This window comes from Streptomyces sp. NPDC001889 (assembly GCF_053594535.1).
On sequence record NZ_JBSFER010000013.1, the window covers coordinates 105,820 to 126,484 of the forward strand.

Consider the following 20,665-nt stretch of genomic DNA (forward strand, 5'->3'; position numbering starts at 1 on the left):
GGCGTCACCGGCCGAGCACCGCCTCGATGTAGGGGGAGCGTTCCAGGAGTTCGCCCGCCGCGCGGTCGGCGAGCGAGGTGAAGGGGTCGCCCAGCACGGTGTACGCGAGCGACAGCAGCACCAGGGCCGCCGTCGCCCAGATCATGGTGGGCGGGGGGCGGTCGGTGGTCGTGGTGATGGCCCGGCCGGAGAGGGTGGCGGTGACGGCCTGCCCGGCGGGGCCGGGCGCCGATGCCCCGTCCCGGGCCCGGGTGCCCCGGTCCTCACGACTGTCCCGTCCGTCCCGTCCGTCCTGCTCGCCCTGTCTGTCGCCGAAGTCCCCGCCGTCACCGCCGTCACCGCCGTCCCCGCCGTCCCGGGCGGCCTCCGTCTCGTCCGTCTCCTCCTCGCTGTCCTCCTCCGTGTCCTGTTCCTCCAGGACCGTGCCCCGCTCGGGCCGGCCGGGGGGCGCGGCCCGCCAGAAGGCGAGGTTCCACACCTTGGCCATCACGTACAGCGTGAGCAGACTGGTCAGGGAGGCGGCGGCGACCAGGGTGTACGCCCAGCCGCCGGCCTCCGCGACACCGGCCCGCAGCAGCTCCAGCTTCCCGATGAACCCCGACATCGGGGGAATGCCGGCGAGGTTCAGCGCGGGCAGCAGAAAGAGCGCGGCGAGCAGCGGCGCCGCCCGCGCCAGACCGCCGATCCGGGTCAGCTCGGTGGTCCCGCCGCGCCGCTCGATCAGCCCGGCCACCAGGAACAGCGCCGTCTGCACGGTGATGTGGTGCACGACGTAGACGATCGCGCCGCCGAGCCCGGCCCGGGAGCCGAGGCCGATCCCGAAGACCATGTAGCCGATATGGCTGATCAGGACGAAGGACAGCAGCCGCTTGAGATCGGTCTGCGCCACCGCGCCGAGCACCCCGATCACCAGCGAGGCGAGCGCGGCGGCCAGCAGCAGATGCCCCAGCCGGTTGCCGGGGAACAGCAGCGTCTCCGTACGGAGCATGCAGTACACACCGACCTTGGTGAGCAGGCCGGCGAAGACGGCGGTGACCGGTGCGGGGGCGGTGGGGTACGAGTCGGGGAGCCAGGCGGCGAGCGGGAAGACGGCGGCCTTCACCGCGAACACCGTCAGCAGGGTGGCCTCCAGCAGCGTCCGCACCCCCAGCGGCAGCTCCTCGAAACGCACCGCGAGCTGGGCGAGATTGACGGTGCCGGCCGCCGCGTAGGTCAGGGCGACGGCGGTGAAGAACACCATGGAGGAGGTGAGCGAGACCACGACATAGGTGGAGCCGGCCCGCACCCGGGACGCCGTGCCGCCGAGGGTCAGCAGCACAAAGCTCGCCACCAGCATCATCTCGAAGCCGACATAGAGATTGACCAGGTCACCGGCGAGAAAGGTGTCGGAGACACCCGCCACGAGGAGCAGATACGACGGATGGAAGACGGCGAGCGGGGTGCGGTCGTCGCGGTCGGCCATGCCCTGGCCGAGGGAGTAGACCAGCACGCAGAGAGTGACGGCGGAGGAGACGGTCAGCATCAGCCCGGAGAGCCGGTCCGCGACCAGGGTGATGCCGAGCGGCGGGGCGAAGTCCCCGAGGTGGACGGTGATCGGGCCGTGCCGGTCGGCGGCGATCAGCAGGGCGACGGAGAGCCCGAGGACGGCGGTGAGGACCACCACGCTGACCACCCGCTGACCGCGCGGGAAGCGGGTGCCGAGGGCGAGTTCGAAGCCGGCCGCGAGGAGGGGGAGCAGCACGGGGAGGGGGACGAGGGCGCTGGCGGCGGCGTTCATCGGGGCGGTCCCTGGGGGTGGGGGTCGTCGGGTGCCCCGGGGTCTTCGGCCGGCGGGGGGCCGTCGGGGCGGTCCGGGTGTTCGGAGCCGCCGGGACGGTCCGAGCGCTCGGAGCCGCCGGGGCGCGGGGGGCCCTCGGGGAGCGGGGGGCCCTCGGCGGGACCCCGCTCCGGGGCCCCCTCCCGGCTCCCGGAGCCCTCCCGGATCGCGGTCGCCGAGCCCTCCCCGCTCCCGGGGTCCTCCAGAGCCTCCGGAACCTCCGGAACCTCCGGGTCCTCCGGGTCCTCCCCCACGATGTCGTTCCACAGATCGCCCGAGGCGTCCCGCGCCCGCGCCTGAAGCGCCCGGTCCTCCCGCAGCATGGCGCGCAGCCGTTTGCGCTGGGTGCGGTACTCGGCCCGGTCCCCCTCCGGCCCCCGCCCCCGGGGCCCGTGCAGCTCCCGCAGGGCGGCGCGCTGCTCCTGCACCTCGGCGCGGAGCGCGACCCGCCGGTCCTCGATGTCGTCCTGCACCTCGTCCGTACCGCTGACACGCTGGCTCCGGTACGCCATCGACAGCAGGAACGCCGTGGTGGCGAGGGTGATGACAATGGCGGTGAGCGCGATCGCCTGGGGCAGCGGATCGGTCACCCGGGCGAGGTCGACGCCCGGGTAGAGCAGCGGCGCCTGCCCCGCCGCTCCCCCGGCGCACAGCATCAGCAGATTGATCCCATTGCCGAGGATCACCGCGCCGAGCAGGATGCGGCTGAGCGCCCGCATCAGCAGCAGTACACCGCCCACCGCGCACAGCACCCCGGCGGTCACCAGCAGACTGAGACTGACCGTCATCCCGCCGCCTCCCGCCCGGCGGCCTCCCGCTCGATCTGGCGGTCCACCTTGGCGCCGAGCGCCCGCACGATGTCCAGGACCACGCCCAGGACCAGCAGATAGACACCGGTGTCGAAGAGCACCGGCGTACCGGCGTGGAAGTCACCGATCACCGGCAGACGCCCCTCGTGGGAGAAGGCGTGCAGCGCGGTGCCCTCGGCGAGCCCGAGCAGGGCGACCCCGGCGGAGAGGAAGAGGCCGAGCCCGGTGAAGAGGCCGGCGTGGCCGGGGGCCGCCTCGCCCAGTTCGAACCGTCCGCCCGCGAGATAGCGCACCATCAGCGCCACCCCGGCGACGAGCCCGGCGACGAAACCGCCGCCCGGCAGGTTCTCCGCGCAGAACAGCAGATAGACGGAGAGCACGAGAATGGGGTGGAAGACCAGTCTGGCCACCACCTCCAGGACGACCGAGCGGTACTCGGGCGCGAGGGTGGCACCGCCGGCGAGCCAGGTGCGCTCGGGCGCGTTGTCCTCCGGCGCGGGCACGGGGGTGACGGTCCGTGAGCCGTAGGACCAGGCCGTGCGCCCGGCCGGCTCCCCCGGCGGCGGCAGCGGCTCCGCCACCGGCTCGTAGGCGGAGCGGGTGCGGCGGTGGAGATAGATCAGGCTGGTGACGCCCACGGCGGCGGTGGCGAGCACGGCCGACTCACCGAGCGTGTCCCAGGCCCGGTACTCCACGAGGATCGTGGCCACCACGTCCTTGACCCCGTGGTGGGCCGTCTCCGTCACCAGCGCCTGGCCCGCCGGGTCCGCGCGCCGGGCGGCGGCCGTCACCCAGAGCGCGACGGCGACGGTCGCCGCGACGGCGAGCGCCACCGGCACCCGCACCATCAGCCGCCACCGGCTGATGGTCTCCTGGAAGTACACCGGCATCCGGCGCAGCACCAGGACGAAGACCAACAGCGAGACGGTCTCCACACAGAACTGGGTGAGCGCCAGATCGGGGGCGCCCTGCACCACGAAGAGCAGCCCGGTGCCGTAGCCGGTCATCCCGGCCAGCACCACGGCCTTCATCCGGCGGTGCACCTGGACGCAGAGCAGCGCGGCGGCGCAGGTCAGCACGGCGAGAACGCCCTGCACCGGCGAGTCCCACAGCCGGGGCGGGGAGGCGCCGTGCCAGGGCCGGTCGACGAGGAGCACAGCGAGCTGTCCGGCGAGCATCACCAGCAGCACGGTGGCGAGGTAGACGGGCAGCGAACCGCGCTGGAAGAAGCCGGTGACCTGCAACGCCAGCCGTTCGAGCCCCAGCAGCCCCATCCCGAAGACCCGGTCGGCGGTGGGCCAGGCCACCCGCCGCGACAGCCGCACCACCGGCCCGCGCGCGAGGAACAGCGCCAGACCGGCCGCCCAGGCGGCCCCGGAGAGCAGCAGCGCCGTACCGAGTCCGTGCCAGATGGCCAGGTGGTAGGGGTGCGCGGGGGCGGGGAAGGCGGCGGCGTACGCGCCGAGCAGCCCGTCCAGGAGGAAGACACCGGGCCCGAGGACCAGACACCCCGCCGCGAGCAGCGCGGGCGGGGCGAGGAAGGAGGAGCTGACCGGGTGTACGGGGGTGTCCGGGAGGCCCGGTTTGCGGGCGAAGGCCCCCCACAGAAAGCGGAGGGTGTACGCGGTGGTGAGCGCCGAGCCGCAGACGACGGCCGCCAGGACCGCCGACAGCGCCCACCGGTCCACCGCGCTGCCGTGCTCCAGGGCCGTGAAAGCGGCCTCCTTGGCGGCGAATCCGAGCAGCGGCGGCAGCCCCGCCATCGACGCCCCGGCGATGGCGGCGGTCACCGCGACCCGGGGCAGCGCCCGCCCCACCCCCGACAGCTGCCGCAGATCGCGGGTGCCGGCCGCGTGGTCGACGATTCCGGTGACCAGGAACAGCGGGGCCTTGAAGAGGGCGTGCGCGAGGATCATCGCGACGGCGGCGAGGGCGGCGTCGCGGTAGCCGGCGCCGGCCAGCACGGTGAGGAAGCCCAGTTGGCTGACCGTGCCGTAGGCGAGCACCAGTTTGAGGTCGTTGAGGCGCAGCGCCCGCCAGCCGCCGAGCAGCATGGTGGCCGCGCCGAGGACCAGCAGCATCGGCCGCCAGGGCGGCGCGCCGGCGAAGGCGGGGGCCAGCCGGGCGATCAGATAGATACCGGCCTTCACCATCGCGGCGGCGTGCAGATACGCGCTGACGGGGGTGGGCGCGGCCATGGCGTTGGGGAGCCAGAGGCTGAACGGCCAGATCGCCGACTTGGACAGGGCGCCGAGGAGGACGAGCGCCACGGCGACCGACACGGTGGTGGAGGGCGCGGGCGGATCGGCGAGGAGGGCGGAGATCCGGTAGGTGCCGGCGGCGTGTCCCAGCAGCAGAAAGCCGACGAGCATGGCCAGTCCGCCGAAGGTGGTCACGGTCAGCGCCTGGAGGGCGGAGCGGCGGCTCTGCCGGCGCTCGCTGCCGTGGCCGATGAGCAGATAGGAGAAGACCGTGGTCAGCTCCCAGAACACATAGAGCAGCACCAGGTCGTCGGCGAGGACCAGACCGAGCATGGCCCCGGCGAAGGCCAGCAGATTCCCCGCGAACCGGCCGAGGAGCGGGGTGTCGTCGGAGAAGTAGCGCACGCAGTAGAGCAGCACCAGCGCGCCGACCCCGGCGGCGAGCAGCACCATGAGGAGCGCCAGCGCGTCCAGCCGCAGCGCCAGCCATACGTCGTACACGGGTAGCCAGGCCGGCGACCAGCTCACCGACCCGCCGGCCACGGCCTCGCCCCAGTGGGCCGCCGCCCACGCGACGGTGGCGGCCGGGGGCAGCGCGAGCACCAGGAACGCCCGGGTGCCCAGCCGGGCGACCAGCGGGCCCGCGCAGGCGGCGAGGAGGAAGTGGCAGAGGATCAGCGCTGCCATACGGCTCCGGGAGCCGCACCGCCGCCGTCGACGGCGGTCACCGGCGAGGGATCACGGAGAGCGGAAGGCACAGAGGGCGCGGAGGGCACGGAATACAGCTATAGGCCCTCGGTGCCGCCGGCGGCTCCGGCGCGCCGGTGGGCCGCCGACTCGTGCCACGACGGACGAGCCCCGAATGGCGGCACCCGCTCCACCGCCGGCTCCGGCGTCCGCCGGGGGGGGTACGGGCCCGGGGCGTGCGGGGCCCCGGGTACGGGCCCGGGGCGTGCGGGGCCCCGGAGGGCGGGGGGCCGGCGGGCGCGCAGGGCCCCCGGGGTGGCCGGCCCGGGCTCTGCGGGCGCGGGAGCGGGTGCGGGCCGTGCGGGGCCCACCCGGGCACCCGGCTCGGGTAGGGGCCTGCGGGCCCGGAGGCCGAAGGCGGGCGGGAGCGGGGCTCTGGGACGCGGGCTCGGAGGCCGGAGGCCCGGGGCTCTGGGACGCGGGCTCGGGTGCGGGGCGTGCGCCGCGTCCGGAGAGCGCGGGGCCACCGGGCACGAGGGCCCGGGGCTCTGCGGGGGACGGGCCCAGGTGCCGGCTCGGGTACGGGTACGGGCACAGGGCCGACCAGGCCGGCCGTCCCGGAGCTCTGCGGGTACGGCCCCAGGTGCGGGCCCAGGTGCAAGCTTCGGGTGCGGGCTCGGGTGGGCGGCGCCCGCCGGGGTGTCACACCCCGGCGGTCCCCCCTCCACCCGTAACCTCACATCTCACATCTCACACCTTCGAGAGCCCCGCCTCGGCAGCGGCCTTCCGCGGGCTCGGCGCGAGGTAGCGGGCCTCCAGGGGCAGCGGCGCCGGGCCGGCCTCCTCGTCGAGGAAGGTGCGGCGCACCACGCGCTCGGCCGCGTTCCCGTCGTCCCACTCGCAGAACCGCTGCCGGAAGGCGGTGCGCAGCGCGGTGGCCCGCTCGCCGTCCCAGCTGCCGCTGCGGAAGACGGATATCAGCTCGTTCTCGTTGGTGGCGACGGCGCCCGGGGTCTCGCCCGGCTCACCGGAGAGCAGGTCGAAAGTGACCCCGCGGGAGCGCACATAGACGTCCCAGTCGTCGGCGTAGGTGACGATCGGCCGGTCGAGCACGGCGTAGTCGAACATGATCGAGGAATAGTCGGTGATCAGCGCGTCGGAGGCCAGGCACAGCTCCTCGACGCTGGGGTGCCGCGAGACATCGAGCAGGGTGCCCTGCTCCGCCAGTTCGGTGAGCCGCCGGTCCTGCCCGTAGAAGTAGTGGGTGCGGACCATGAGGAGGACGTCCGGGCCCAGCTCGCGGGTGACTCTCTCCAGGTCCAGCCGGGGGACATAGCCGACCTGGTAGTCGCGCACGGTCGGCGCGTACAGAACGGCGGTGCGGCCGGGGGCGATGCCCAGGCGCTCGCGGATCTCCAGGACGTCCTGCGCGGTGGCCCGCGAGTAGACGTCGTTGCGCGGATAGCCGGCGTCGACGGACTCGAAGGAGCAGGGGTAGACCCGGTCCCACTGCTCGGTGGAGTGCCGGTTGGCGGAGACGCTGAAGTCCCAGCGGTCGGCGCGCTGGAGCAGCTTGCGCATGCTCATGCCCTTGGCGGCGGCCGGGTACTTCTGCTGGTCGATGCCCATCCGCTTCAGCGGGGTGCCGTGGTGGGTCTGGATGTGGATCTGCTCGGGGCGCTTGACGACCGTGTCGGCGAAGTTGACGTTGTTGACGAAGTACTTGGCGCGCGCCATCACCTCCCAGTAGCGGGGGGTGTTGACCACGACATGGTCCATGCCCGGCGGAATGGTCTCCTCCAGCCCCTTGCGCACCACCCAGACGCCCTTGATGTGCGGCGCCAGCTCCTTGGCCTTCTCGTACACGGCGAGGGGGTTGCAGGCCGGGGTCCGGTTCCAGTACGCGGAGAAGACGGCGAGGTTCTCGTCGATGGGGCGGCGCAGCTGGAGCTTGTAGAAGCTCTCGTAGGTGCGCTTGCCGAACGACCGCTTGACCTTGAGGAGCTGGTTGCGGCCGCTCACACGGGTGCCGTTGACCAGCTTCAGCGCCTGGAAACCGCGGTAGGAGCCCCGGCCCAGCGCCTGGAACTTGGCGCCGGGGACGCCGGGGGGCGGGGTGAAGCCGAGGGGCAGGTGCCGCTGGTACATGGCCGAGGCCTGCCGGAAGTACTCGGCGCGGTCGGCGGAGACCACCCGGCTCTCGCGGGCGAAGGTGAAGAGGAAGTGGCTCACCATCCGCTCGAAGAGCATCGGCCGCAGACCGTCCAGGTCGGGGCGGTTGTCCAGGAAGTCGAAGAGGCGCTGGTACTGCTCGAAGATGGTGAAGTGCTTGCGGCCCGGGGTCTGCATCGAGTTGCCCTTGCGGCGCTGGCGGTACTCGACACAGACGTAGTCGAGGCAGGCCGCGCGCTCGGCGGTGAGCATGGTCGTGTAGACGATCAGGGCGTCCTCGTAGAGCCCGTCGGTGAAGGTGAAGCCGTTGCTGGTGAAGAAGTCACGGCGGTAGAGCCGGTTCCAGACGACCGCGAACATCGACAGGAACTCGGTGCGCTCGGCCGGCCGGAAGACCTCGGTGCCGGCCTCCGCGAGAAGATCGGCGGTGGCGCTCCGCTGGACCTTGTTCCACCAGTAGGTGCGGACGTGGTCGATCAGCAGGATGTCCGGGTCGTCGGTCTTGTCCAGCCGGTCGGCCATCGCGCGCAGCGAGCCCGGTGTGATGGTGTCGTCGCTGTCCAGGAAGAGCAGATAGTCGCCCCGGGCCCGCGCGATGCCGGTGTTGCGGGCCTGCCCGATGCCCCCGTTCTCCTCGTGGCGCACGGTCACCACCCGCTTGTCACGGGCGGAGAACTCGGCCAGGATCTCCCCACTGCGGTCCGGGGAGCAGTCGTCGACGGCTATGACCTCGAAGTCGGTGAAGTCCTGATCGAGCAGGGAGTCCAGGCACTCACGCAGATAGCCCTGCACCTTGAAGACCGGGACGATGATGCTGAAGCGGGGGGCGGCGGTGTGGCCTGTCTCGGGCATTGCAGTACTACTCCTCGTGGCGAACCGCGTCGAGAAACGCGCGAGCTCCCCGCGCTCGGGGGTCATCAGGGGTTCGACCTGTGGGGTGGTCGGAAGGTTGCCGGGATTCACGTAAAAACTTGCGTATCTTAATCACATATGCAGCAAGCCGGACAGGGGCAAGGGCTTGCCCCTCCCGTAACGGGAGGCCCTGCGACCCCACTCCGGTCCATGAAGATTGTCTTACATTCCGGCGACCACTCGCTCCACCCTCCCGTTCCGCGCACGGAATCAGGGCCCACCGCGCCTCCGGGGCCGCTCGGCCGCGCCGGAGGACGGGGCGACACCGGGAGCGCGGTCGGCGTGGACACGCCCCCGCCGGTCGCCCCGGACCGGATCGCGCACACGGCCGTCTGTGAGCCGCGCCACCCCGCGATCCCCGCGCACACGGACGGGAGGGCGAAGGCGCGTGGCGCCCGCCCTCGACGGTCCCGGCGCGGAATCTCCCTGGCATCACCCGGTGTGGGGAGCCAGACTGGCGTAGGCCTCCTCGGCCAGGCGCGCGGGCGGTGTGCCGGGCGGCGCGTGGCCGAGGAAATCCCCGGTGGCACCGGTGAACGCGATCCTGCCGTTCATGAGCACGGTGACGTTGGCGGACTCCTCGGCGAGGTCGGCGACATCATGGGTGGACATGAGCACGGCGACGTCACCGGCGACGGTCTGGATGAGATCGCGGAAGATCCGGCGCTGGGTGGGGTCCATGCCCGCGGTCGGCTCGTCCAGCAGAAGAATGTCGGCGTCGTGCACGAGCGCGGACGCGACGCCGACCCGGCGCAGCTGGCCACCGGACAACTGCTTGGTCCTCGTGTCCCGCTGAGCGGCGAGATCGACCCGGTCCAGGGACCCCGCGGCGGCCTCCCAGGCGTCTGAGCGGTTCATGCCCTTGAGCCAGCCGGTGTAGGCCACCTGCGGCGCCCGTAGCCGTACGTGCAGCTGTTGAGGTCGAGGGACATGATCACGTTCCTTGCTGGGTGCGGCGAAGAGAGAAGAACGCGGCCAGACCGCCTGCGAAGACGAGCGTCGCCAGAGCCAGTGAGAAGAGGTGGCCGGGAGGGTGGGGGAGGACGGCCCAGAAGCAGGGGCGGCGGAACCGGTCGAAGCCGAGGAACATCACGACGTAAGACCCAGCCGGCCGGGTCTTCACCTGGCAACGCCGAGAGTCAACCCACCCCACAAAGAGGGATAACAATCCCGACAAAGTAAAGATAAAGGAACTACTCAGACTTAAGGCGTCAATGAGGCAGAGATGAAATGGATCATCACGGCGAGAATCGGCGAAGCTGGTGACGGCCGGCTTCGGCCGATGTCTTCGTAGACCCACTCTCTGTAGAGTGCGTGAACCCTTCCGTCGCCGGCGGCCGGGTTGACCATGAGCGTGATGTACGGCTCCTCGCTGGCCGCGAGGAGGGCGTCGTGGATGCGGCGGGCCGTGCCCGTCTTGCGCCAGGCCGGTCGGACGCCGATCTCCTTCAGGGCCAGGGCCGGGCGCTCGGTGTACTTCTCGGCCGGCTCCGGGGTGGTGCGCTGCCAGTAGCGGTCGCCGCGTTCGATGGTGTTGGCGTAGGCGTAGCCGACCGGTTCGTCGTCCGCGTAGGCGAGGACCGCGACGAAGCCCGGTTCGGTGCCGTGGCGGTCCAGGCGTTCGCCGAAGGTGGTGACCGCGTAGTTCGGGAGGTGGAGCGGCGGGGCGCGCACGTCGGCGTAGACGTCGAGCAGGTCGCCGCGGACGGGGGCGAGGGTGGTGAAGGTGCGCAGTTCGATGGTGGGGGCCGTGGTCATGCGGTGGTCCTCCAGGTGGCGGCGTGCTCGGTCCAGGTCTGCGCGGTGGTGCTGCCGGGGGCGGTGGCGCGCAGGGCGGCGCCGAACTCCTGGAGCATGCGTGCGACCCGGGCGTGGTGGGTGGCGACGTCGGCAGGGACCTTCATCGCGGTGGCCGTGGCAGCGTCCGCGGCGCCCTGTGCGAGCTGGGCGTGCGCGAGGCGGGTCGTCGCGATGGCGCGGGATCTGATCATGTGGGGACGGAGTGCGGCCAGACAGCGGTGGGCGTGGTACTCGGCGGTCGGGTAGTCGCCCAGGGCCAGGTGCGCGGACAGGGCCAGGGAGTCCAGCTCGGCCTGGTCGTAGAAGGCGAGCATCCACACGGGGCGGTAGTCCGTCGGGTCGGAGCGCAGCATCGCCTCCTGTGCCTGGTCGAATGTTCGACGCATGCCGCTGCGGTCCTGGGCTGTGCCCAGGATGGCTCCCTGCCGGGCCAGGCCGAGGGACGCGAACAGGGGGTCGCGCCGGGCGAGGAAGAGGTTGCGGGCCACGTCGTTCGCGGCGAGGGCGTCAGCGGGGCGGCCGAGGTGCCGGTACATGGTTCCGGTGTGGCTCCAGATGCGGAACTTGATCGCTTGGTCACCGGATCATCTCGCTCGACATCTACACCGACGAGGTGCTCGAAGCGCACCGCGTCAGCCGGGGTGCCGAGCGCCTCGAACGGGGCGAGGCGTGGCAGGACACCGGCCGGATGTTCACTCAGGAGAACGGCGAGTGGATTCACCCGGGGTGGCTGACCGATCAGTTCGAGCGGCTCGTCGAGCTGTCCGGCCTGCCGCCGATCCGGCTGCACGACCTGCGGCACGTCGCTGCCTCACTCATGCTGGCCGCCGGCGTGGACGTCAAGATCGTGTCCGAGACCCTCGGTCACAGCGACAGCCGCATCACCCGGGACATCTATCAGCCGGTCATGCCCAAGGCCGCGCGCGACGCCGCCGAGGCAACGGCCGCTCTGGTGCCGCGCGGCACGGCCCGCCGCGCCGGTCAGGAACCCGTCGAGGCGGTCGTCGATCCTCGCGTCGAGCAGGTCGCGCAGTTGGGCATCGAGCACCTGCTCGCGCAGCTCGTCGAGGCGGCCGAACAGGAGGGCCACACCGTCGAGCAGGTCGCGCAGATGGCCCTCGACCGCCTCGCCGGGCGGAACGCCGAGGCCGAACAGGATGGGCACGCAATGGGCACGCAGGGAGGCGCGGAGATCATCGAGTTCCGGTCCGGCCGGTCCGGAAAAGCGAAAAACCCCAGGTCACGGCGAGTGAGTCCTGGGGTCCTTCAGAGCCGCCTTCGGGATTCGAACCCGAGACCTACGCATTACGAGTGCGTTGCTCTGGCCAACTGAGCTAAGGCGGCAAGCTGGGATGCACCGGCCCTTTCGAGGACACGTTCGCATCAGCAGCGGCGCCAAGTCTACAGGGTTGATCAGGGTGCCCCGAACCACCGGCGGGGACCGGGGGAGGCTGTCGAGTTGCGCGGTGCGGGGGGCATCCCTCAATACTGACCTCGGAGAATATATACACCCATATCGCCACTTTCATCCCGGAGGGCAAGGCCGTGGCCGGAGCCGTGAACCCCCCAGGCCGCGCCGCGGAAGAGCGCCCCGGACCCGGGCGGTGGGGGGTGCTCGCGGTGCTGTGTTCCAGTCTGCTGCTGGTGGCGATGGACGCGACCATCCTCAATGTCGCGCTGCCGTCCCTCATCGACGATCTGCGGCCGAGCGCCATCGCCCAGCTGTGGATCATCGACATCTACGGGCTCGTCCTCGGCGGGCTGCTCGTCACCACGGGCGCCGTGGGCGACCGCTACGGGCGCAAGCTGCTCTTCATCACCGGGATCGTGATCTTCGGGATCGCCTCGGTCGTCGCCGCGACGGCGGGGAGCACGGGGCAGCTGATCGGCGGGCGGGTGCTGCTCGGGATCGGAGGGGCGATGGTCATGCCGTCGACGCTCTCGCTGATCCGGAATGTCTTCACCGACGCGCGGGAGCGGGCCCTCGCGATCGGGATCTGGGCGGCGGTGGCCGGGGCCGGGGCGGCCGTGGGGCCGCTGGTCGGCGGGGTGCTCGTGGAGGAGTACGGGTGGGCCGCCGCGTTCTGGATCAATGTGCCCGTGGTCGTGGTGACCATCATCGCGGGGGTCTGGCTGCTGCCGGAGTTCAAGGACGCCGGGCACGGGCCGCTCGACTATCTCGGCTCGGTGCTCTCCGTCGTCGGGATCGTGGCACTGGCCTGGGGCATCAAACACGTCGCCAAGGGCAGCCCGGCCCCCCTGGACCTGGCGGTACTGGCCGCCGGGGTGCTGGTGCTCGCGCTCTTCGCACGACGGCAGCTCACCCTGCGCGATCCGCTCCTCGATGTGCGGCTCTTCAGGAACCGCACCTTCACCGCCGCCGCGCTCGTCATCCTGATGGCGATGCTCGCGATCGGCGCCGCGCTCTTCCTGGTCTCGCTCTGGCTCCAGTACGTCCACGGGTACTCCCCCTCCCAGGCCGGCCTGCGCACCCTGCCCGCCGCGCTCGCCATGCTCGTCGGAGCGCTGCTCGCGCCCTGGGTGATGGAGCGGATCGGGGTCAGATCGATCATGGCGCTGGGGCTGAGCGGGGTGGTCGCCGGGTTCCTGGTGCTCGCGCTGTCGCCCGAGCCGACGACGTACGGCTATGTCGCCGCCGTTCTCGTGCTGCTCGGCCTCGGCGACGGGATGGCGATCACCACCGCCTCGTCGGTGCTGGTCTCCACCGTCCCCGCCGAGCGCGCCGGACAGGCCGGGGCCGTCTCCGAGACCAACTACGAGCTGGGCGTCGGTCTCGGAGTGGCGCTGCTGGGGTCGATCCACGGCGCGGTGTACGCGCGTCATATGGCCGGGCAGCCGACCCAGGCGCGCGAGTCGATCGGGGGCGCGTACGAGCTGGCGACCCGTGAGGGCGGCGGAGCGGGCGAGGCGGTGCTGGCCGCCGGGCGGGCGGCGTTCGACAGCGCGCTGACCACCACCGCCTTCGTGTCGGTCGGGATCGTCGGCGCCGTCACCCTGCTGGTGGTGTGGCTCGTACCGCGCGGTCTGCACGCCACCGCGGGGCACTGAGGCTCAGCGGCAGCGCTTCCCGTCGGCCGGGACCGTGCCCTCCAGGAGGTAGGCGTTGATCGCCGTGTCGACGCAGTCGCTCCCCCTGCCGTACGCCGTGTGGCCGTCGCCGTCGTAGGTCAGCAGCGTCCCCGAGGAGAGCTGTCCGGCCAGCCCGCGCGCCCAGGTGTACGGGGTCGCGGGGTCGCGGGTCGTGCCCACGACCAGGATCGGGGCCGCGCCCTCCGCCTCGATGCGGTGCGGCTTCCCGGTGGCGGGCACCGGCCAGTACGCGCAGTTCAGCGCCGCCCACGCGAAGCCGCGGCCGAAGACCGGGGAGGCCCTCTCGAACGTGCGGACCGCGGCCTCCACATCCTTCGGACCGGTGAAGGCGGGCGGCAGGTCCAGGCAGTTCACGGCCGCGTTCGCGTACATCAGATTGGAGTAGGAGCCGTCGCCGTCCCGCTCGTAGTAGCTGTCCGCCAGCGACAGCAGGGGCGCGCCGTCGCCCTTCATCGCGCTGGTCAGGGCCTCGCGGAGCTGCGGCCACGCGCCCTCGTCGTACATCGCGGTCAGAACGCCCGTCGTCGCCAGCGCCTCGCCCAGCTCCCTGCTCTCCCCCGTGGGGACGGGCCGGGCGTCCAGTTCGGCGAAGAAGTCCTTGAGCCGGGTGGAGGCGTCCCGCGCCGAGACGGTGCCGAGCGGGCACTCGGGCTGCTCCACGCAGTCGGCCGCGAAGGACTGGAAGGCGGTCTCGAAGCCGGCCGTCTGGTCGCGGTTGACCTGGCGGGCGGGGAGGGAGGGGTCCAGCGCGCCGTCGAGGACCAGCCGGCCGGTGCGGCCGGGGAACAGCTCGGCGTAGGTCGCGCCGAGGAAGGTGCCGTACGAGGCCCCCACATAGGCCAGCTTCCGGTCCCCCAGCACCTCGCGCAGCACATCCATGTCCCGGGCCGCCTCCACCGTGGAGACATGCGGCAGGACGGTGCCGGAGCGCTTCTCGCAGCCCTGGGCGAAGCCCTTGAACGAGGCGGTGAGACGGCCGGTCTCGGCGGCGTCGTCGGGGGTCTGGTCGGTCTGGGTGTACGCGTCCATCTCCTTCCCGCTGAGACACTCCACCGGCTCGCTGCGGGCCACCCCGCGCGGGTCGACGGCGACCATGTCGTAGCGGGCGCGGACCGGGGCGGGGTAGCCGATGCCCGCGTACATCTGGAGGTAGCCGACGGCCGAGCCGCCCGGGCCGCCCGGGTTGACCTGGAGCGAACCGAGCCGCTTCCCGGGGCCGGTCGCCCTCTTGCGGGCGACGGCCAGCTTGATCGATTCGCCACCGGGGTCCCCGTAGTCGAGCGGGACCTTCAGCGAGGCGCACTGGAAGTCGGAGGCGCCGCACTCGCGCCACTCCAGCTTCTGCCGGTAGTACGGCCGCAGGGCCGCGCTCGGTTCGGCGGCGGGCGCGGTGCCGGACCCGGCGCCGCCGGAGGTGGACGCCGAGGCTCTGGACGATGAGCTCCCTCCCGTACAGCCGGAGGCCAGCAGGGCTGCTGCGGCCACCGCGAGGACGGAACTGCGGAACGTACGCCTTGGGTCCATTCCCGGAGAGTAGGGGACGATGCGCGGAGAATGCCCCTCCTTGCACGGATGGGTGAACCGGAGTGTTGACCCTGACGGCCCCGGGAGGACGGAGGGTCAGCCCGCCCGCAGGGCGACCGTCATCGCCTCCACCGCGAGGAGCGGAGCCACATTCGCCTCCAGCACCTCCCGGCAGGCCACCACGGCCTCTATCCGGCGCAGGGTGCGCTCCGGCGTCGAGGAGCGGGCGATCCGGTCGAGGGCGTCCCGTACGTCCTCGTTGGCGATGGCGATCCCGGAGCCGAGCTGGATCGCCAGGACATCGCGGTAGAAACCGGTCAGATCGCTGAGCGCGAGATCGAGACTGTCGCGCTGGGTACGGGTCTTGCGGCGCTTCTGCCGGTCCTCCAGCTCCTTCATCGCCCCGGCGGTGCCGCGCGGCATCCGGCCGCCCTGCGACGCGCCGAGCGCCGCCTTCAGCTCCTCGGTCTCCTTGACGTCGGTCTCCTCGGCGGCCTGCCGGGAGTCCTCGGCGGCGGCGTCGATCAGCTCCTGGGCGGCCTTGAGGCAGCCGCCGATGTCGTCGATCCGCAGCGGCAGCTTGAGCACGGTGGCCCGGCGGGCCCGGGCCCGCTCGTCGGTGGCGAGCCGGCGCGCCCGGTCGATGTGCCCCTGGGTCGCCCGCGCGGCGGCGGCGGCGGCCTCGGGCTCGATGCCGTCCCGCCGGATCAGCACATCGGCGACCGCCGCGACCGGGGGCGTGCGCAGGGTCAGATGGCGGCAGCGGGAGCGGATCGTCGGCAGCACATCCTCCAGCGAGGGCGCGCAGAGCAGCCAGACCGTGCGCGGCGCGGGCTCCTCGACCGCCTTCAGCAGGACATTGCCCGCGCCCTCGGTGAGCCGGTCGGCGTCCTCCATGATGATCACCTGCCAGCGGCCGACCGCCGGGGAGAGCTGGGCGCGGCGGACCAGGTCGCGGGTCTCCTTGACACCGATGGAGAGCAGGTCGGTGCGGATGATCTGGACATCGGCGTGGGTGCCGATGAGGGCGGTGTGGCAGCCGTCGCAGAATCCGCAGCCGGGGATGCCGCCGAGCGCCCGGTCGGGGCTGACGCACTGGAGGGCGGCGGCGAACGCGCGGGCGGCGGTGGCCCGGCCGGAGCCGGGGGGGCCGGTGAACAGCCAGGCGTGCGTCATCTTGGAGGCGTCGGGCGACTGCTCGCCGTCCGCCACGGCGGTGACGAGGGCATCGGCATCCCGCGCGGCGGCGCTGAGCTGCGTCTGCACCCGCTCCTGACCCACGAGGTCGTCCCACACGGTCATCCGCCGTCACCCCTGCCTTGCGTGCTGCCGCTCATACCGCCCCTGTCCGTGGTCTCCCATTGTGGGGCAGGGGTCTGACAGTGGAGCACCGGCGCCCCGGCGACGGGCGTCCGCCGTCGCGCGGGGCGCCGGCGGGACCGCCGCGCGGGGCGCCCTGGCCCGTCCACCCGGTCCACCCGGTCCACCCGGTCCACCCGGTCCACCCGGTCCACAACGGTCCACGGGATCAGCGCCGGCCCCGGCCGCCCTTCTCGTCGTCGCGGCGGCCCAGCAGCTCGTCGGCGAGGGTCGGGAGGTCGTCGAGCGGGGTCTCCTCCGCCCAGTCCGAGCGCCGCTTCGGACGGCCCGTGTCCGGGTCGATCTGCGGAAGCTCCCGCGTACGGGCGTCCGAGCCGTCGGGTCCGCCGCGCCCGGCACGGTCGCCGCGGCCTCCGTGACCGGCGCCGTGGCCGCCGCGGTCGTCCTGGCCGGTGTCCCGCTCGTCGCGGAAGAAGCCCGGAGGCACCCGGTCCGCCGGACGGTCGTCCCGTACGGGGGGCAGTACGGCCGTCTCGTCGGCCGCGCGCGGGTCGCGGAACTGCGGCAGTACGGCCGTCTCGTCCGAAGCCCGCGCGTCGCGGTCGCCGCGGTTGTCGCGGTCGCCGCGGTCGCCGCGGTTGTCGTCGCGGTTGTCCCGGCCGCCCCGGGTATCACGCCCGTCACGCGGAGCGCGGGGCTCACGCGGCGCACGCGACTCATGCGACTCACGCCGCTCACTCGTCTCACGCGGATCGCGCACCGGCGGCAGAACCGCCGTCTCCTCCGACGGCGAGGAGGTCCGGTGGTCCCGCTCCGGAACCACCCTCGGCACCTGCTGGGTGTCGTCGTCCGGGCGGACCACCGGCGTGGGGACCGTCACCTCGTTGGGCGAGGGGTCCCCCGGGCGGACCACCGGGGTCGGCACGGTCACCTCATGGGACGAGACCTCGGCCGCCGCCCGCTCGGCGGCGCGCCTGGCCTCCTCCTCAGCCGCCTCGGCCGCCGCCCGCTCGGCGGCGCGCCTGGCCTCCTCCTCGGCCGCCGCGCGGCGCGCCTCCTCGGCCCGCAGCAGGGCCTCCTCCGCCTTGCGCTGCTTCTCCAGACGGCGCTCCTCCGCCTCCGCCCGGAGCCTGGCCTGTTCCTCGGCCAGCCTGCGCAGCCGCTCCTGCTCGTCGCGGCGCGCCTTCTCCTCCGCCTCGCGCTTGCGGCGCTCCTCGTCGGCGAGCCTGCGGGCCTCCTCGGCGCGCTGCCGGGCCTCCTCCGCCAGCCGTTCGGCCTCGCGCTGCCGCGCGGCCTCCTCCTCGGCCTTGCGGCGGGCCTCCTCCTCGGCGCGGAGCTTGGTCAGCTGCTCCTGGCGCTCGCGCTCCAGGCGCTCCTCCTCCGCCTTGCGCGCGGCCTCCTCCTCGGCCTTGCGCCTGATCTCCTCCTCCGCCTTGCGGCGGGCCTCCGCCCGCGCCTCCACCTCGGCCGCCGAGAGCGGCAGTATCCGGTCGAGACGGTGGCGCACCACCGTGGTGACGGCCTCCGGCTCCTGCCCGGCGTCCACCACCAGATAGCGCGCCGGGTCGCTCGCCGCCAGCGTCAGAAAGCCCGAGCGCACCCGCTGGTGGAACTCCGCGGGCTCCGACTCCAGCCGGTCGGGCGCCTCCGTGAAGCGCTCCCGCGCGGTCTCCGGGGAGACATCGAGCAGGACGGTCAGATGCGGTACGAGGCCGTCCGTGGCCCAGCGCGAGATCCGGGCGATCTCCGTCGGCGACAGATCCCGTCCGGCGCCCTGGTAGGCGACCGAGGAGTCGATGTACCGGTCGGTGATCACCACGGCGCCGCGCTCCAGCGCGGGCCGGACCACCGAGCCGACGTGCTCGGCGCGGTCCGCCGCGTACAGCAGCGCCTCGGCGCGGTTGGAGAGCCCGGCCGACGACACATCGAGCAGGATCGACCGCAGCCGCTTCCCGACCGGGGTGGCGCCCGGCTCGCGGGTGACGACGACCTCGTGGCCCTTGTTGCGAATCCACTCGGCGAGCGCGTCGACCTGGGTGGACTTCCCCGCTCCGTCGCCGCCCTCCAGGGCGATGAAGAACCCGGTGGGGGCGGTGGTCTGGGACGGGTCCGCGCCCCGGCGCAGCGCGTCGCCCAGATCGCGGCGCAGGGGGACGCCCGCGCGGTCGTCGGTCCTGGCGAGGATGATCGCGGCGACCGGCAGCAGCAGCGCGCCCGCCAGCATCAGCGCGAAGGCAGCGCCGCCATGGGTGAAGACGAGGTCCCCGGCGGTGAGGCGGTGCGGGCCGATCGCCGCGGCCAGCAGCGGGGCGGCGAGCGCGCCGAGCGCGATGGCGACGCGGACGACCGCCTGGAGGTGATCGGTCATCCGGGCCCGCCGGGGGGCCTCGGACTCCTGGTCGACGAGGGCGTGCCCGATGCCGGCGGCGACACCCGCCGACACTCCGGCGAGCAGGGCGATGAAGAGGACGGTCGCGGTGTCCGGGACCAGTCCCATGGCCAGCAGCGCGACACCGGTGACGGCGACCGCGAGGGCCAGCAGCCGGCGGCGCGACAGGGTGGGCAGGACGGATTCGGCGGCGCGGATGCCGAGCGCCGTACCGCCGGTCAGGGCGAGGACCAGCAGCGCGAAGGTGACGGGTCCGCCGCCGAGGTCCCCGGCGTGCAGTACGGAGACGGCGACGGCCGCCGCGACGGCGCCCGCGACGGCCGCGCAGGCCAGCAGGAACAGCGGCAGGGCGCCGGTGCGGCCCTTGTCGGCGGAGCCGCTCGGGGCGGACGGGCGGCGCAGCCCCTCCAGCGGCGAGCGGGGCCGGGGGGTCGGCGAGCCGGGCAGCTGGATGAAGGCGAGCACCGAGACGGAGGCCGCGAAGAGGCCGGCCGCGACATAGGAGCCGAGGGCCGCCTGGTGCAGGGAGAACCACTCGATGCCGGCGCCGAGGAGATTGCCGATGAGCGTGGCGACGAGCAGGGCGGCGGCACCGGCGGGGACGGCGGCGAACGCAGTGCGCAGCCAGAGCCGGCGCAGGGCGTCCAGATGGTCCGGCAGCGGGCGCACCGCCGCGCCCTCCAGCGGCGGGGCGGGCAGCAGCGCGGGGGCGGCGCCCTCGCGGGCGACCGTCCAGAACCGCTCGGCGGCGCCGGTGGCGAAGACGGTCGCCAGCAGGATCAGGGGGGCCGCGCCGGGGGTCCAATCCAGCCACAGGGGGGCGACGACGAGCAGCGCCAGCCGCAGACCGTCCGCGCCGATCATGGTCCAGCGGCGGTCGAACGGGCCCTTGGCTGAGGTGAGGGTGGTGAGCGGACCGAGGAGTACGGCTCCGAAGAGGACCGTGGCGAGGACGCGTGCGCCGAGGACGGCGGCCACCGAGAAGGCGGCGCCGCGGTAGCCGGCGCCGAAGGTGCCCTCCGAGACGGCGGCCTGAAGGGTCAGCAGCAGCAGGACGAGGACGGCGACGGCGTCGCCGACAGCGCCGACGGCCTGGGCGTTCCAGAGCCTTCTGAGCGAGGGGAGGCGCAGCAGCGCGCGCAGCGCCCGCTCACGGGAGTCCGCGGCGAGTGCGTCGGGGACATCGGGGGCGTCGGGGCCGTGTGCGGTCTCGGAGACGGGGCTCACGGCCGCCTGCGGCTCGGCTGGCTGCTCGGATCGCGTCATCCGCCCAGCCTATCCGGAGCACACCGCTGCCTGCGGGGCCCGCCCGAACATACGGACGTTCGAGATCGGGGGGCGGGGCGGGGCGCCGGCGGGGGTCGCGACGCGGTGTGCGGGGTGCCGGACGGCGGGTGAGGGGGGTCTGCGGGTCGGGAGGTTCGCGGAGTTTCGGGTTTTCGGCGGATTCCCGGCATTCTGCCCGGAAGGACGTGCCTGGGCGGGCAGCGGGACGCCGGTACCGCCCCGGCGGCCCCGAGCCCCGGACCGGGCTGTCCGACGCGCGAACCCCAGCGCCCGGCGTCGCACCCGGACGAACGGACCGGACCCGACGGACCGACCACCACGACCGGGACCCACAGAGCTCCCGGGTCCGGACCCGGGAGACCACCACCGTCCACACCGAACAGAACACCCACCCCGGCCCCGCAGACCACCGGGCCCGGACCTCCGGGACACCCGACACGCGAACCCCAGCGCCCCGCGTCGCACCCGGACGAACGGACCGAACCCGGCGGACCGACCACCACGACCGGGACCCACAGAGCACGCCGGGTCCGGACCCAGGAGACCACCACCGTCCACACCGAACAGAACACCCACCCCGGCCCCGCAGACCACCGGGCCCGGACCTCCGGGACACCCGACACGCGAACCCCAGCGC

10 protein-coding genes, 1 tRNA gene and 3 pseudogenes are annotated in these 20,665 nt (G+C 73.2%); 2 read left to right on the plus strand and 12 right to left on the minus strand.

The features are described from left to right. Positions 1–4: 4 nt before the first annotated feature. From ACWCRA_RS16780 to ACWCRA_RS16810, 7 genes and pseudogenes are all read right to left on the minus strand, one after another. Positions 5–1,777: a Na+/H+ antiporter subunit D gene (locus ACWCRA_RS16780; protein ID WP_451067925.1), complete on the minus strand. Its 1,773-nt coding sequence runs from the start codon at positions 1,775–1,777 to the stop codon at positions 5–7. After that, a complete protein-coding gene (locus tag ACWCRA_RS16785; protein WP_451067926.1) occupies positions 1,774–2,604 on the minus strand; it encodes a Na(+)/H(+) antiporter subunit C in 831 nt (276 codons plus the stop codon). The genes ACWCRA_RS16780 and ACWCRA_RS16785 overlap by 4 nt, the downstream gene beginning before the upstream one ends. Further along, positions 2,601–5,513 carry a Na+/H+ antiporter subunit A gene (locus ACWCRA_RS16790; protein ID WP_451067927.1) on the minus strand — a complete coding sequence of 971 codons (2,913 nt, stop codon included), beginning with the start codon at positions 5,511–5,513 and terminating at the stop codon, positions 2,601–2,603. The genes ACWCRA_RS16785 and ACWCRA_RS16790 overlap by 4 nt, the downstream gene beginning before the upstream one ends. 750 nt (positions 5,514–6,263) lie before the next feature. After that, positions 6,264–8,537 (minus strand): bifunctional glycosyltransferase/CDP-glycerol:glycerophosphate glycerophosphotransferase, encoded by a 2,274-nt coding sequence (locus ACWCRA_RS16795; RefSeq protein ID WP_451067928.1) that lies wholly within the window; start codon positions 8,535–8,537, stop codon positions 6,264–6,266. Between the two features lie 492 nt (positions 8,538–9,029). Then, positions 9,030–9,617 (minus strand): annotated as a pseudogene (locus ACWCRA_RS16800) (ATP-binding cassette domain-containing protein); the annotation flags it as partial. Between the two features lie 183 nt (positions 9,618–9,800). Continuing rightward, positions 9,801–10,355: a GNAT family N-acetyltransferase gene (locus tag ACWCRA_RS16805; protein ID WP_451067929.1), complete on the minus strand. Its 555-nt coding sequence runs from the start codon at positions 10,353–10,355 to the stop codon at positions 9,801–9,803. Then, positions 10,352–10,981, minus strand: a pseudogene (locus ACWCRA_RS16810) (hypothetical protein); the annotation flags it as partial. The gene ACWCRA_RS16805 and the pseudogene ACWCRA_RS16810, both read right to left, overlap by 4 nt. A 104-nt stretch (positions 10,982–11,085) precedes the next feature. On the opposite strand from ACWCRA_RS16810, the pseudogene ACWCRA_RS16815 reads away from it, so the two are divergent. Next, a pseudogene (locus ACWCRA_RS16815) lies at positions 11,086–11,238 on the plus strand (tyrosine-type recombinase/integrase); the annotation flags it as partial. On the opposite strand, the gene ACWCRA_RS16820 reads toward ACWCRA_RS16815, so the two are convergent. Continuing rightward, positions 11,209–11,562 carry a hypothetical protein gene (locus ACWCRA_RS16820; protein ID WP_451067930.1) on the minus strand — a complete coding sequence of 118 codons (354 nt, stop codon included), beginning with the start codon at positions 11,560–11,562 and terminating at the stop codon, positions 11,209–11,211. The pseudogene ACWCRA_RS16815 and the gene ACWCRA_RS16820 sit on opposite strands and share 30 nt — an antisense overlap. 105 nt (positions 11,563–11,667) lie before the next feature. Next, a tRNA-Thr gene (locus ACWCRA_RS16825) sits at positions 11,668–11,741 on the minus strand. Positions 11,742–12,017: 276 nt separating this feature from the next. On the opposite strand from ACWCRA_RS16825, the gene ACWCRA_RS16830 reads away from it, so the two are divergent. Further along, the gene (locus ACWCRA_RS16830) at positions 12,018–13,466 is read left to right on the plus strand and encodes an MFS transporter (RefSeq protein WP_351556794.1); all 1,449 of its coding nucleotides are present in this window, start codon (positions 12,018–12,020) and stop codon (positions 13,464–13,466) included. Between the two features lie 3 nt (positions 13,467–13,469). Here ACWCRA_RS16830 and ACWCRA_RS16835 read toward each other — a convergent pair whose 3' ends face one another. From ACWCRA_RS16835 to tmk, 3 genes are all read right to left on the minus strand, one after another. Further along, positions 13,470–15,032, minus strand: a complete 1,563-nt coding sequence (locus tag ACWCRA_RS16835; protein ID WP_351556797.1) for an alpha/beta hydrolase — start codon at positions 15,030–15,032, stop codon at positions 13,470–13,472. Between the two features lie 96 nt (positions 15,033–15,128). Next, positions 15,129–16,334 (minus strand): DNA polymerase III subunit delta', encoded by a 1,206-nt coding sequence (locus ACWCRA_RS16840; protein ID WP_451067931.1) that lies wholly within the window; start codon positions 16,332–16,334, stop codon positions 15,129–15,131. A gap of 226 nt (positions 16,335–16,560) precedes the next feature. Then, positions 16,561–20,007, minus strand: a complete 3,447-nt coding sequence (gene tmk, locus ACWCRA_RS16845) for a dTMP kinase (protein WP_451067932.1) — start codon at positions 20,005–20,007, stop codon at positions 16,561–16,563. Positions 20,008–20,665: the final 658 nt, after the last annotated feature.

Bases quoted from the DNA above. Each gene is read 5' to 3' on its own strand.
- ACWCRA_RS16780 (WP_451067925.1), bottom strand. From the start codon at position 1,777: ATGAACGCCGCCGCCAGCGCCCTCGTCCCCCTCCCCGTGCTGCTCCCC.
- ACWCRA_RS16785 (WP_451067926.1), bottom strand. From the start codon at position 2,604: ATGACGGTCAGTCTCAGTCTGCTGGTGACCGCCGGGGTGCTGTGCGCG.
- ACWCRA_RS16790 (WP_451067927.1), bottom strand. From the start codon at position 5,513: ATGGCAGCGCTGATCCTCTGCCACTTCCTCCTCGCCGCCTGCGCGGGC.
- ACWCRA_RS16795 (WP_451067928.1), bottom strand. From the start codon at position 8,537: ATGCCCGAGACAGGCCACACCGCCGCCCCCCGCTTCAGCATCATCGTC.
- ACWCRA_RS16805 (WP_451067929.1), bottom strand. From the start codon at position 10,355: ATGACCACGGCCCCCACCATCGAACTGCGCACCTTCACCACCCTCGCC.
- ACWCRA_RS16835 (WP_351556797.1), bottom strand. From the start codon at position 15,032: ATGGACCCAAGGCGTACGTTCCGCAGTTCCGTCCTCGCGGTGGCCGCA.
- ACWCRA_RS16840 (WP_451067931.1), bottom strand. From the start codon at position 16,334: ATGACCGTGTGGGACGACCTCGTGGGTCAGGAGCGGGTGCAGACGCAG.
- tmk (WP_451067932.1), bottom strand. From the start codon at position 20,007: ATGACGCGATCCGAGCAGCCAGCCGAGCCGCAGGCGGCCGTGAGCCCC.